Origin of the sequence: Paraburkholderia sp. GAS33, from assembly GCF_050436645.1 — a bacterium.
In the GTDB taxonomy this organism is placed as follows: Bacteria; Pseudomonadota; Gammaproteobacteria; order Burkholderiales; family Burkholderiaceae; genus Paraburkholderia; species Paraburkholderia phenazinium_B.
Map to the genome: position 1 here is coordinate 1,033,238 of NZ_JBNDMP010000001.1, position 12,893 is coordinate 1,046,130.

The following is a 12,893-nucleotide window of genomic DNA, read 5'->3' on the forward strand; positions in this document are numbered from 1 at the left end:
ATTCGTCGTGCCCATGGAAAACAGTGTAAAGGCGATGCAGTAAATGCGATCCGGCGAAACGAGGGGAATTGGCGGCGCATTTCATTGAATTGCGGGCAACCGGGACGTCTGGTCGAGTCAAAAAGCCTGCAATTCCGGCGCGGCAGAGGAATCGCACCAGGGTTGAAGTGGAGCGCTACACGCCAGGAAGGCAAGCTGGAAATTCCCTGATAGCAGGAACACTGCTTGCGGCGTGATGAACGTCGCGACACAAGTCGCACTTTTGGAGGACGTCATGAACAAGGACCAGGTGAAGGGCGTTGCTGAAAAGGCCAAGGGCAAGGTCAACGAGGTGGCAGGGAAGGCCACTGGGAACGTCGGCCGCGAAATGAAGGGCGATATCCAGCAGGGCATGGGTCAGGCCCGCAAGGACATGGGCGATGCGCGGGAAGAAGCCAAGGATGCGGTGAAGCACCCCGCAAAGCGCACCCACTGATCGCGGTGTAAGCCCCGTGCAGGGTTGAACGGGGCGTAGCCGTATTTCACCGCTGGGGGCGGTCGCGTCGTGACGCGGCCGCCCTCTGTCGCTCGCATTAATGTCCAATCAAACGTCTGTTCGACGCTATCGCTGCCCCGCATCGTCCGACAATTGATTCGGATACCGTACTAATAATGGCTCCCTTTAAAGTACCGCTGCGGTGCGCACCGAAGCAGTGCCGATTTGCTCGCTTTGGCACACAAGACGGGCGGCTCGCCACACAAGCATGCAGGCCAAAAAACTGACGTTTGGGCAAAAGACCGTCAGACGGTCAGTTGATCGAATCGGCACAAAACTTGCCTTATAACACCTGACGGCTGACGCGCGCGCTGCCGTTGCGGGCATGGTTCGGCCCGGACCAGCACCACGCGGAATTGAACCGCTTGGGGGAACCCAAAAAAGCTATTCACACGATTTGAACAACAGGGATCCACAAACGGGAGGACGCCATGTTTGAGCCTGCGCCGATTACTGCCAGCAAGGTGGTGTCAGGGGAAACGGTTCGCGCCGAGTATCTTTGCGATACCGGGCGTCTGCGCATCATCGGCGAGCGCACTGTGCATGCCGAATGGTTTCCGCCGCATTCATGGTTTGCGATTGCGTCGATTTCCGGACATAGCCGGTGGGGCACGAGGCCTGATGAGGCAGACCTGTTGCTGCTGATCGACAACTTTATGGGGTACTCAGGGCGTGACAGTTTTGCGCTCATCCAACCCTAGGTTAAACAGTCGCGGCCCTGGCGTTCGCTATCCGTGACTGTCGACCCACGCTCGAGCCCAGTCGAGTCCCGCGAGGCGTGCTTCTTCGTCCGTTTCGAAATTGCCCAGAATCCCTGATCCTTCGATCAGCTTTGTGCCGTGCGTGATCGTGCCGCTGGACGCGTACCCGCCGTCCTGGACGATGGCATGGCCCCAGATCGCATAGCCCTTGTAGGTTTCAGGTTCCATCTTTTGCCGCGCGTGGATAGCCAGCGTCATCGCACCACGGAAACAGCCATGCGACCGGTGCTCACCTGCAGCACGTTGCCTTCGGGTGTCAAGATGCGCGGAATGTCGATAAAGCGCGGACTGGTGGTTTTCTTTGCGGCGTCGATGCCCAGACGCCTTGTAGTCGAAGCCTTGGACAGTCGATCCGCGATGCGGTGTGGCGCAGCAGCTTTGCCCATGCTCCGCGCCAGCAGCGCGGTTTTGCCCGGCTTTACCCTGGATTTGGCCGCTGCCACCGGCGAAGCGATGCGCGCTTCCGGCGGATTCCAGACTTCCACGTAATGCGCGCCTGCTGCGGCAGTTGATGGCGCAGCTGCCGCCACAGTTGTGGCGACTACAAGCAGCACAACTCCCGCGCTCAGAGATCGCAGCATGTCTTCTCCATCTATTTGCCGCGCGTTTTAGCAGACCGGGCATTGCCCGATGATCAGACGCCGGAATCACGCGCTACGGATGCCGACGGCCCGGAAAGGTAAGAAAAGACACTGTACATTCATACAGTGATTTGTGCAATCGGGGTCGATCCAGGCGTTTCCCGAATCGACAAAAGCGCCGCTCCGCACGCGCCGTTGGGAACACCCCTTGCTGAACCGAAGGTCCGCGCCAAGCCGACGTTTCGCTCGGTCGCGCCGTACGCAAGGAGTTTCCCCATGGCAGGTAAATCGAACAACCGGCAGCCCGCCGGCCGCACGACCACGGGCGCCGATCCCAAGACACAGGATCTCGAACAGTTTCGCCTGCGCCCCGATGGCGAGGCGCTCAGAACCAATCAGGGCGTGAAAATCGCCGACAACCAGAACACCTTGCGCGCCGGTCCGCGCGGTCCGTCGCTGCTCGAAGATTTCATCATGCGTGAAAAGATCACGCACTTCGATCACGAGCGGATTCCCGAACGGATCGTGCATGCGCGCGGTTCGGCCGCGCACGGTGTGTTTCAGGTGTACGAGTCGATGAGCGAGTACACCAAGGCTGCGTTCCTGCAGGACCCATCGGTGCAGACGCCGGTATATGTGCGTTTTTCGACCGTGCAGGGACCGCGCGGCTCTGCCGATACCGTGCGCGACGTGCGCGGCTTCGCCGTCAAGTTCTACACACAGGAAGGCAATTACGACCTGGTGGGCAACAACATGCCGGTGTTCTTCATCCAGGACGCCATCAAGTTTCCGGACTTTGTCCACGCGGTCAAACCGGAAGCGCCGAACGAAATGCCGACCGGCGGATCGGCGCACGATACCTTCTGGGACTTCGTGTCGCTAGTGCCCGAGTCCGCCCACATGGTGTTGTGGACCATGTCGGACCGCGCGATTCCGCGCAGCCTGCGCACCATGGAAGGCTTCGGCATTCACACGTTCCGCTTCGTCAATGCGGCGGGTAAATCGCGCTTTATCAAGTTTCACTGGCGTCCGGTGCTCGGCTCGTACTCGCTGCTGTGGGACGAGGCGCAAAAACTCGCCGGCAAGGATCCTGATTTTCACCGGCGCGATCTGTGGGAAGCCATCGAACAAGGCAATTTCCCGGAGTTCGAACTCGGCGTGCAGATCGTCGAAGAGAAAGATGAAAACAGCTTCGGCTTCGATCTGCTCGATCCCACCAAGCTGATTCCCGAAGAGCGGGTGCCGGTGAAAATCATCGGCAAGATGACGCTCAACCGCAACCCCGACAACTTCTTCGCCGAGACTGAACAGGTGGCATTCCATCCGGGCCATGTCGTGCCGGGCATCGATTTCAGCAACGATCCGCTGCTGCAAGGACGACTCTTTTCGTACACGGATACGCAGATCAGCCGACTGGGCGGACCGAATTTCCATGAGATTCCGATCAACCGTCCCGTATGCCCGTTCCAGAACAACCAGCGTGACGCGATGCACCGTCAGGCGATCCATGTCGGTCAGGCTTCGTACGAGCCGAACTCGCTGAATGGCGGCTGGCCGAAGGAAACCGATCCTGCCGCAGCGGACGGTGGCTTCGAGAGCTATCACGAGCGCATCGACGGCGCGAAGATTCGCGTGCGCAGCGAGTCGTTTGCCGATCACTTCTCGCAGGCCGCGCTGTTCTACCGCAGCATGTCGGAGGTCGAGAAAGAACACATTGCGGCCGCCTACCAGTTCGAACTCGGCAAGGTCACGAAGCCGGAGATTCGCGAGCGCGTGGTGAACCAGATCCTCGCCAACTTCGACGCGGACCTGGCAGCCAAGGTGGCGACTGGCCTGGGCCTGCCTGTGCCGAAAAAGGGCAAGGCGCCGGTTGCGTCGGAACCGGAGACCTCACCGGCATTGAGCCTGCTCAACCGTGTAAAACCGGGCATCAAGACGCGCAAGATTGCCTTGCTGGCAGCGCCGGGTTCGGACGTCGCGTCGCTTGGCAAACTCCAGCAGGCCCTGCGCGACGAAGGCGCCACGCCGCTATTGATAGCGCCGACTCTCGCCGCTATCGGTAACCTGCAACCCGACGCGACGATTGCCGGCATGCCGTCGATCATGTTCGACGCCATCGTCGTCGCAGGCGGCGAAGCGGGTGCGAAGGCGCTCGCGCAATCGGGCGACGCACGGCATTTCGTACTCGAAGCGTTCAAGCATCTCAAGGCGATTGCGGCGTTGGGCGCTGGGCGTGACGTGCTGTCGGCGGCGCACTTGCCGGAGAATGCCGACGGCGTGGCGACCGGCGACGACAAACAGCTCGCGCAGGTGCTGAAGGTATTCGTTGCCGCGGCAGAACAGCATCGGGTCTGGTCGCGCGCGGCGATGGCGGAGTCGGTGCCGGCCTGACGGGGCGGGGCTAGCGCAAGCGGGAGCGGAGGCAGAGGTGCGAACGGAAGCACCATCCTTGCCTCCGCTGATGGCGACAGCGAGCGACGCATGCCGTGGTCGGGCACGCCGCTTGCTGCTCACGCCTGTCCGATCAAACCGCCAACACGCGGCTTGCCGCGCACAGGCAGGCCGCGTGGATTGAAACCCTACTGTCGCTGTATGATACGAGGCCGCCGCGCGGTGAGAAGGCAAACCGCGCGCTTCCCAAGGCCTTGCGTTGCATCCGGCTACCGTTTTGGCAGCATGACAGCCGCAACGTATCTTGTGGTGGCGGTACATCAGTCGAAATTGCCGAGCCGAGCAAGCTGACCAGACGAAACATAGAAAAAATGCCCGCCTTCACTGCTGTCGATCAAGATCGATTTCGCCGCATCATCCGTCGTAACATCGCGCTGCCACTAGGCGTCGGTCTTCTGACCGCGGCGCTGTTCGTCGCGCTGATCGCATACCTCGTCAATACCATGAACTGGGCCGAACACTCGGAGCGGGTAATCGGCGACGCCAATGAGATGCTGCGTCTCGCGGTCGATCGCGAATCTGCGATGCGCGGCTTTCTGATTACCGGCGACGAGAACTTTCTCGCGCCGTACGAGGTGGGTCAGGCGCGCTTCCATACGGAGATCAAATCGTTGGAGGAAATGGTCTCCGACAATCCTCCGCAGGTCGATCGCCTCAAGCAGATCGAGGCCGTGCAGGCTCAATGGGATCGTTACGCGCAACAGGTGATCGATCTGCGGCGCAAGAACGTGAACTTCCAGCCGGAGCTTGTGAGCGGCCGAGGCAAGATGGAGTTCGACGAAACGCGCAACGAGTTCGCCGAATTTCTTAACGTCGAGCTGCGCTTGCGGCAGGAGCGCGCTGCGGCGGCGCGAAGTGTCACGACCACGCTGGTCAGCGCCTTCCTGTTCTTCAGTCTGTTGGTCAGCGGCCTGCTGGCCTGGATGGGGCGGCGTGAATTGCTGGCTCTCTCCGCCACCTACGACGGCGTCCTCAAGGAGCAGGACCTGCAGACCGAGGTATTGCAGCAGCAGGTCTGGTTGCGCTCGGGTCAGCGGCTGCTGGCGGAGAAGGTGGTGGGGCAGGTCACGCCATCGCTCGTCGGCCGCGCGATGCTCGAGTTTCTCGGCCAGTATCTCGGGGCGGCGGTGGCTGCACTCTATGTGCGCGAAAAGGATACCGGCGCGCTGCGCCGCGCCGCTTCTTATGGCTATACGCCCGAAAATGAACAAGCCACCCAGCATTTTCAAAGCGGCGAAAGCCTGATTGGCCAGGCTGCGCTCGAGCGCCGCACCATTTTTCTGCAGGACGTCCCTGACGATTATGTGAAGGTTGTCTCCGGCCTCGGCATGAGTCCGCCGAAAAACCTGATCGTGCTACCTATCGAGAACGACGGCGTCGTCAACGGCGTGGTCGAACTCGGTTTCGTCCGGGCGCTGGTCGAGCGCGATCACGAACTGCTGCAACTGATTGCGGGCGGCATGGGCGATTTTCTCGAGGCGGCGCTGTACCGCGAGCGTCTGCAGGACGTGCTGATCGAAACGCAGCAACTGAATGAAGAATTGCAGGTTCAGCAGGAAGAGCTGCGCGTCTCGAACGAAGGGCTCGAGGAGCGCGGCCGGGCGCTGGTGGAGTCGCAGGCGCGGCTCGAAAACCAGCAGGCCGAGCTCGAGCAGACCAATGTGCAGCTCGAGGAATACGCGCAGCGGCTCGAGCGGCAAAAGGCCGATCTGATCCGCGCGCAAGACGAGCTCTCGGCCAACGCGGCACGCCTGGAACAGGCGAGCCGCTACAAGTCCGAGTTCCTCGCCAACATGTCGCACGAACTGCGCACGCCGCTGAACAGTTCGCTGATTCTTGCCAAGCTGCTGCAGCAGAACCGCACTGGCAATCTGACCGAAGAGCAGGTGCGCTATGCGGAGACCATTCATGCGTCCAATAGCGATCTGCTGGTGCTGATCAACGACATTCTCGATCTGTCGAAGGTGGAAGCCGGTCAGATCAGCATCGAACTCGAAACGGTTTCGCTCGACGCCACCCTGCAGGCGCTGCGCGAGACTTTCACGCCGATGGCTTCCGCCAAGCATCTGAAGCTCAGCTTCGAGCGCGCGCAAGACGTACCGGAGATGATCGTCACGGATAGCCAACGCGCGGTGCAGGTGTTGCGCAACCTTCTGTCGAATGCGGTGAAGTTCACCGAACGCGGCGAGGTCTCGCTTGGCGTGACGCTGGCCGAGAGCGGCATGCTGCGTTTCGATGTGCGCGATTCCGGAATCGGTATTGCCCCGGACAAGCTCGAACTGATTTTCGAAGCCTTCCAGCAGGCCGACGGTTCCACCAGCCGGCACTACGGCGGCAGCGGCCTCGGTCTGTCGATTTCACGCGAATTCTCGCGGCTGCTGGGCGGCCGCATTTCGGTGACGAGCGAACTGGGCAAGGGCAGTGTGTTTACACTGTGGTTGCCGGTGGATGCGAGCGGCGCGGTGTCCGCGAATACCGAACTACAACACGACGAGCCGTCGCGGCAAGTCGCCCCTACCGCGGTGCCGAAGACGGCTCACAGCTCGTCGTCCCCATCACCTGCTTCGCCCCCCGCCGTTAGCGCCTCAAGCGCGAACGGCGCTGTCGCCCCGAACACGCATCGACCCGCCGCGTTTGCCGAAGCCGGCGCGGCGCTGAATGGCGCCGAGGAAATCAGCCGCGCGCCGATCGACGACGACCGGCATCAGCGGGCGCGCGGCGGCCGGGTGATTCTCGCGATCGAGGACGATCCGACGTTCGCCGAGATTCTGCGCGATCTGACGCACGAGCTCGACTTCGACTTCGTGCACGCCACGGACGCCACCAGCGGCGTCGCCCTCGTGCGCGACATGCGGCCGGCTGCCGTGCTGCTCGACGTCGGCCTGCCGGACCGTTCGGGCCTGACGGTGCTTGAGTGGCTGAAGAACGACCCGCTCACGCGCCACATTCCGATCCACATTGTCTCGGCCACCGATCACGCAGACAAGGCGCTGCATCTGGGCGCGATCGGCTACACGCTGAAGCCGACTGCACGCTCGACCCTGGAAGCGGCGATCCGACGCCTCGAGGCGCGTCTGCAGCAGCGCCTCAAACGCGTGCTGGTGATCGAGGACGACACGCCCATGCGCGAAAGCATCCGCGCGTTGCTGCAAAGCGCCAATACGGAGATCGTGGCGGTGGCGACGCTTGCCGCCGCGTTCGACGAACTGGCGGCCGGCAGTTTCGACTGCGTCGTGACCGATCTCGCGCTCCCGGATGGCACTGGTTACGACCTGCTGGAACGGCTCGCGCTCGACACCGCCTATCTGGCGCTGCCGGTGATCGTCTACACCGGCCGGATGCTGTCGAGCGAGGATGAACACCGCCTGCGCCGCTATTCGAAGTCGATCATCATCAAGGGGGCGAAGTCGCCGGAGCGTCTGCTGGATGAAGTCACGCTGTTCCTGCATAGCGTGGAGTCGTCGCTCGCGCCGGAGCAGCAGCGCATGCTGCGCACCGTGCGGCAACGCGACAACGCGTTCGAAGGCCGCAGCATCCTGCTCGCCGAAGACGACGTACGCAATATCTTCGCGCTGTCGCACGTAATCGAACCTCTCGGCGCGCGGCTGCAGATTGCGCGCAACGGCCGTGAAGCGCTTGAATTGCTGGACCGGGAGGCGGAAGTCGATCTGGTGCTGATGGACATCATGATGCCGGAGATGGACGGCCTGACCGCGATGGCGGAGATTCGCCGCAATCCGCGCTTCGCCCATCTGCCGATCATCGCGTTGACCGCCAAGGCGATGGCGAACGACCGGGTGCGCTGCCTGGAAGCGGGGGCGGACGACTACATCTCGAAGCCGATCGATGTCGACAAGCTGGTCGCGCTCTGCCGCGTCTGGCTGCGGCAACGCTAGTGGCAGAGAACCGTACGATGAAAAGCAACCCGTCCGCGCCCGAGGTCCGGCCGCCGCGCATCAGCGATTTCGATATCGAACTGAGGCTGCTGCTGGAGGCGATCTATCTGAAGTACCAGCACGACTTTCGCCATTACGCGATGTCGTCGCTGCGCCGCCGGCTGACCCAGGCGCTGGACGAGTTCGGTCTCACCACGCTCTCGCAGTTGCAGGACCGCATCATGCGCAACGGCGCCGAGTTCGCGCGCCTGTTCCAGTACCTGACGGTGCAGGTGAGCGACATGTTTCGCGATCCGGCGTATTTCATGGCGCTGCGCCAGCACGTGATGCCGGTCCTGCGGACCTATCCTTCCGTCAAGGTATGGGTGGCCGGCTGCAGCACCGGCGAGGAACTGTGGTCGCTGAAGATCCTGTTCGACGAAGAGGGATTAACCGAGCGCACGCTGTTCTACGCGACCGACATCAACCCCGACGCGCTGGCGCGCGCCGAGTCGGGCATCTACGCGCTCGACCGGATTGCCGGCTTTACGCAGAACTACCTGGCCGCGGGCGGCAAGCATTCGCTGTCCGACTACTACCACGCGGCCTACGGCGGCGCGCGCTTTGCCGGCGCCCTGAAAGACCGGGTGGTGTTCGCCGATCACAGCCTGTCGACCGACGAAGTGTTCCTTGAGGCCCATCTGGTATCGTGCCGCAACGTTATGATCTATTTCGACCGAGCGCTGCAGGACCGCGCGCTCGGGTTGTTTCAGCGTGCCCTCGTGCGGCGCGGCTTCCTTGGTCTGGGTAGCAAGGAAAGCCTGCGTTTCTCGAGTCAGCACGAAGCGTTTGACGAGTTTTGTCAGCGTGAGCGTATCTACCAGAAGCGCTGACGCCGCCGCCATGCCAACATCGTTCAGCCGATCCTGATGCGACTGCCTATGCGCGCACGACCTCCTATCGCGAAACGCCAGGCCGCTTCGACGCCCGCGCGCGCGTTCGAGATGGTGGCGATCGGTGCCTCGGCGGGCGGCATCGACGTCCTGAACGGCCTGCTGGCCGCGTTGCCGGGCGACTTCTCCGCTGCCGTGATGGTGGTCGTCCATCTTCCCGCCGATCCGCTCAGTTACCTTGTGCAAACCTTCAGCCATCGCAGTACGCTGCCGGTGCTCGAACCCGACGCGGGCGAGCGTATTCTCGCGAGCCGCGTCTACGTGGCGCCGCCCGGCTATCACATGCTGGTTGAAGACGACCGCACGGTGGCGCTGTCCACGGAGGCGGCCGTGCGTTTCTCGCGGCCGTCGATCGACGTGATGTTCGAATCGGCCGCCTGGGTGTATCGCGAGCGGCTGCTTGCGCTGCTGCTCTCAGGCGCCAACGAAGACGGCGTGCGCGGCCTTGCAACGGTGCGCGCGTTAGGCGGTGCCGCCTGGGTTCAGGCGCCTGATACGGCTTCATCGCCGGAAATGCCGCGCGCGGCGATCGAGCGCGGCGTTGCAGACGAAATTTTGACTCCCTCTACAATGGCGCGTCGCCTTGCGCGGCTGCCCGCTTTTATTGAACGTGAATCCTGACCCGATGCCATGACGAATCCCACTGTCAACATTCTGATCGTCGACGACATCGCGCATAACATCATGGCGCTTCAGGCGTCGCTGACCCGGCCGGAGATCAACCTGCTGGTGGCCGATTCCGGCACGGCGGCACTGGACCTGCTGCTCAAACACGAAGTGGCGCTGGCCATTCTCGACGTCAACATGCCGGGCATGAATGGCTTCGAGCTGGCCGCGCTCATGCGCGGCAGCCCGCGTACCTCGCATGTGCCGATCATCTTTCTGACGGCAACCGCGCAGGACGCCTCGCGCACGTTTCGCGGCTACGAAGCCGGCGCCGTGGACTTTCTCTACAAGCCGTTCGACCCGCGCATCCTGCAATCGAAGGTGGATGTATTCGTGCAGCTCGAACAGCAGAAGCGCCAGCTCGCCGCGCAACTGGTGACGACGCGTCAGATGCTCGAAGCCAACGAAATGCTGATGGCGGTGCTCGGCCACGATCTGCGCACGCCGCTCGGCGCGGTGCTGGCTTCGGCGGAGTATCTGATGCGCGTGGGGGGGAGCGAGCAGGTGACCACGACCGCCACGCGCATCAAGAGCAGTTCGCTGCGCATGGCGCGCATGGTGGATCAGCTGCTCAACCTGGCGCGCCTGCAAGGCGGACGGCTGCAACTGCAACCGCGTTCGACCGAGCTGGCGGCGCTGTGCAAATCGGTGATCGACGAATTCGCCACGCACAAGGGCGCCGACCGGATCTTTTTTCTGAGCGAGGGGAATTCGGCCGGCCGTTGGGATACCGATCTGATGTGGCAAGCCATCTCCAACCTGATCAACAACGCGCTACATCACGGTGAGCCCGGCTGCAGCATTATCGTCAAGGTCGACGCCAGCAACGATGAGACGATTAAGCTGAGCGTCACGAACGGCGGCGTGATACCAGCGGACGTCGTGCCGCATCTGTTCAAGGCGTTCGGTTCGAGCGGCGTCGGCGGGCGGCCGCGCGAAGGCCTGGGCCTTGGCCTGCACATCGTGCGGGAGATCGTCCAGATGCACGGCGGCGAGGTCGGCATGAAGTCGGATGAGGCGCGCGGAACGGTGTTTTCCATCGAACTGCCGCGCACGACCACGCGTGGGCGGGGATCGTTGAGCGGGCATTAGACCCGGACCATCGAAGCAACTCTCTGATTCGATGAGACGTTTGAGCATAAAATTGCTCGATTGTGGCATTAATTAACTCGCTGAGACTGGCTACACTGACTTCCATGCCATACGACATGGCTAGCAGATAAACCCAGACCTCAAGGAGTCGATCATGTCCCGTCTTTCTACCATCAACCCTCAAGAAGCGACTGGCGCCACCGCTGAAGTGTTCGCGAAGATCAAGAAGGCCGCCGGCAAGGTGCCTAACGCTTACGCGACTATCGGCACGCACAGCGCCGCCGCGCTTGGCGCGATTCTCGGTGTGGAAGCCGTGCTGGCGAGCAGCAGCCTGGCGAAGTCCGATATCGAAGTGATCAAGCTCGCTGTCAGCGAAGTGGCCGGCTGTGATTACTGTCTCGCCGCTCACACGCTGATGGGCAAGTTTGCCGGCCTGTCGCAGGACACCATGAAGCAGGTGCGTGCAGGCGCCGAAACCGGCGACGCGAAGCGCGATGCGCTGGTGCGCTTCGTACGGACGCTCGTAACTACGCACGGTACGGTTCCCGCAGATGAGCTCGATGCAGTGCGCGCGGCCGGCTACAGCGAACAGCAGGTGGTCGAAGTGATTCTCGCCATCACGTCCATCACGTTCACCAACCTCGTGAACCGGGTGAACGACACGACGCTGGATTTCCCGGCAGCGCCGTAATTTCCCGGCAGCGCCGTAAAGCAGGACGACAGGCGGCATGTGCCGCCTGTCGTCTTTTCCACCCGCCATGCTTTGCATATGCGTAATGATTGGTTCGCTGCGTGGCGGCGCGTCCTTATGCTAGGGAGCGCCGCGGCGATAGCGCCGCCGCATTTGCGGCCGGACGAGCCGCTACGAACCACCAGAGGACGCATATGGCTTCATCAGGACACTCTATCCGCAACCCGCAGCCGGTCGATTCGAGCCGCCGCTCGATTCTGAAAGCCGCCGCGGCGCTAGCAGCCGGGACGGGTGCCGTTCTTGCCGGTGGCGCAGGCGTGTTGCTGTCGAGTCAGGCCGCGCTGGCCGAGGGCAACTCGAAGACGCTGCGCATCGGCTTCCAGAAATACGGCAACTTCGTCGTCCTGAAGGCCCGTGGCACGCTCGAAAAGAAGCTCGCGCCGCAAGGCGTGAGCGTGCAATGGCTTGAATTTCCCGCCGGGCCGCAACTGCTCGAAGGATTGAATGCGGGTGCGGTGGACGTCGGCACGGTCGGCGAAACGCCGCCCATTTTTGCGCAGGCTGCAGGCGTGGACTTTGTCTATATCGCCAACGAACCGCCTGCGCCCAAAGGCGAAGCATTGGTAGTGCAACAGGATTCGCCGATCCGCACGGTGGCCGATCTGCGTGGCAAAAAGGTCGCGCTGAACCGTGGCTCGAATGTTCACTTTCTGCTGGTCAAGGCGTTGCAACGCGCCGGTCTGGCGTACACCGACATCCAGCCGGTCTATCTGACGCCCGCCGATGCGCGTGCGGCATTTGTCCAGCGCAGCGTCGACGCGTGGGTGATCTGGGATCCCTATCTCGCGGCTATCGAACGTCAGGCAAACGCACGTGTCCTGACCAACGGAGACGGGATTGTGCGCAACACCCAGTATTACGTCGCCACCCGCAAGTTCGCCCAGGCGCAGCCCCAGGTATTGCATGCGCTGCTCGACGAACTCAATCAGGTCGACGAGTGGGGACGCAATAACATCCCGGCCGTGGCGGCGCAGTTGTCGCCGCTGGTGGGTCTCGACGCGGCCACACTCGAAGTCGCGTTGGGACGCGCCGGTTACGGCGTGCAACCGATCACCGATGCCACGCTCGCGTATCAGCAGCAGATTGCCGATACGTTCACCGATCTCAAGCTGATTCCAAAGAAACTGACGGTCGCGGATGCGCGCTGGAATACGGTTGGGTGAATGGCAGCGAGGCGACGTTGCCTCGCTGCAAACGAATATGAACGTCTGCGGCGGGCATCCGCCGC

General features: G+C 62.4%; 11 protein-coding genes. 9 read left to right on the forward strand and 2 right to left on the reverse strand.

The genetic code is table 11. The annotated features are described in order from the left end of the window. The first annotated feature begins 274 nt into the window (after positions 1–274). Together P3T24_RS04735 and P3T24_RS04740 are read left to right on the forward strand one after the other, a co-directional pair. Complete coding sequence (locus P3T24_RS04735; protein WP_429432805.1) at positions 275–475, forward strand: CsbD family protein; 201 nt, start codon at positions 275–277, stop codon at positions 473–475. A gap of 491 nt (positions 476–966) precedes the next feature. Further along, positions 967–1,236, forward strand: a complete 270-nt coding sequence (locus P3T24_RS04740; RefSeq protein WP_074268489.1) for a hypothetical protein — start codon at positions 967–969, stop codon at positions 1,234–1,236. A gap of 27 nt (positions 1,237–1,263) precedes the next feature. On the opposite strand, the gene P3T24_RS04745 is transcribed toward P3T24_RS04740, so the two are convergent. Together P3T24_RS04745 and P3T24_RS04750 are read right to left on the reverse strand one after the other, a co-directional pair. After that, positions 1,264–1,464: a hypothetical protein gene (locus P3T24_RS04745; protein WP_429289019.1), complete on the reverse strand. Its 201-nt coding sequence runs from the start codon at positions 1,462–1,464 to the stop codon at positions 1,264–1,266. A gap of 26 nt (positions 1,465–1,490) precedes the next feature. Next, positions 1,491–1,877 carry a hypothetical protein gene (locus P3T24_RS04750; protein ID WP_429432807.1) on the reverse strand — a complete coding sequence of 129 codons (387 nt, stop codon included), beginning with the start codon at positions 1,875–1,877 and terminating at the stop codon, positions 1,491–1,493. A gap of 276 nt (positions 1,878–2,153) precedes the next feature. Between P3T24_RS04750 and katE the strand changes: the two genes are divergently transcribed. From katE to P3T24_RS04785, 7 genes are all read left to right on the forward strand, one after another. After that, positions 2,154–4,268: a catalase HPII gene (gene katE, locus P3T24_RS04755; protein ID WP_429432808.1), complete on the forward strand. Its 2,115-nt coding sequence runs from the start codon at positions 2,154–2,156 to the stop codon at positions 4,266–4,268. A gap of 371 nt (positions 4,269–4,639) precedes the next feature. Beyond that, positions 4,640–8,224, forward strand: a complete 3,585-nt coding sequence (locus P3T24_RS04760) for a response regulator (RefSeq protein ID WP_429432810.1) — start codon at positions 4,640–4,642, stop codon at positions 8,222–8,224. Positions 8,225–8,241: 17 nt separating this feature from the next. Beyond that, positions 8,242–9,096, forward strand: a complete 855-nt coding sequence (locus P3T24_RS04765) for a CheR family methyltransferase (RefSeq protein ID WP_429432812.1) — start codon at positions 8,242–8,244, stop codon at positions 9,094–9,096. Between the two features lie 48 nt (positions 9,097–9,144). Further along, entirely contained in the window at positions 9,145–9,777 is a 633-nt protein-coding gene (locus tag P3T24_RS04770) for a chemotaxis protein CheB (RefSeq protein WP_429432814.1), read from the forward strand. 9 nt (positions 9,778–9,786) lie between these two features. Then, complete coding sequence (locus P3T24_RS04775) at positions 9,787–10,914, forward strand: hybrid sensor histidine kinase/response regulator (protein ID WP_429432816.1); 1,128 nt, start codon at positions 9,787–9,789, stop codon at positions 10,912–10,914. Between the two features lie 154 nt (positions 10,915–11,068). Then, a complete protein-coding gene (locus tag P3T24_RS04780) occupies positions 11,069–11,605 on the forward strand; it encodes a carboxymuconolactone decarboxylase family protein (protein WP_429432818.1) in 537 nt (178 codons plus the stop codon). 194 nt (positions 11,606–11,799) lie between these two features. After that, entirely contained in the window at positions 11,800–12,828 is a 1,029-nt protein-coding gene (locus P3T24_RS04785) for a sulfonate ABC transporter substrate-binding protein (protein ID WP_429432820.1), read from the forward strand. Positions 12,829–12,893 lie beyond the last annotated feature (65 nt).

Coding starts and splice junctions, on each gene's coding strand:
- P3T24_RS04735 (WP_429432805.1), top strand. CDS start 275: ATGAACAAGGACCAGGTGAAGGGCGTTGCTGAAAAGGCCAAGGGCAAG.
- P3T24_RS04740 (WP_074268489.1), top strand. CDS start 967: ATGTTTGAGCCTGCGCCGATTACTGCCAGCAAGGTGGTGTCAGGGGAA.
- P3T24_RS04745 (WP_429289019.1), bottom strand. CDS start 1,464: ATGGAACCTGAAACCTACAAGGGCTATGCGATCTGGGGCCATGCCATC.
- P3T24_RS04750 (WP_429432807.1), bottom strand. CDS start 1,877: ATGCTGCGATCTCTGAGCGCGGGAGTTGTGCTGCTTGTAGTCGCCACA.
- katE (WP_429432808.1), top strand. CDS start 2,154: ATGGCAGGTAAATCGAACAACCGGCAGCCCGCCGGCCGCACGACCACG.
- P3T24_RS04760 (WP_429432810.1), top strand. CDS start 4,640: ATGCCCGCCTTCACTGCTGTCGATCAAGATCGATTTCGCCGCATCATC.
- P3T24_RS04765 (WP_429432812.1), top strand. CDS start 8,242: ATGAAAAGCAACCCGTCCGCGCCCGAGGTCCGGCCGCCGCGCATCAGC.
- P3T24_RS04770 (WP_429432814.1), top strand. CDS start 9,145: ATGCGCGCACGACCTCCTATCGCGAAACGCCAGGCCGCTTCGACGCCC.
- P3T24_RS04775 (WP_429432816.1), top strand. CDS start 9,787: ATGACGAATCCCACTGTCAACATTCTGATCGTCGACGACATCGCGCAT.
- P3T24_RS04780 (WP_429432818.1), top strand. CDS start 11,069: ATGTCCCGTCTTTCTACCATCAACCCTCAAGAAGCGACTGGCGCCACC.
- P3T24_RS04785 (WP_429432820.1), top strand. CDS start 11,800: ATGGCTTCATCAGGACACTCTATCCGCAACCCGCAGCCGGTCGATTCG.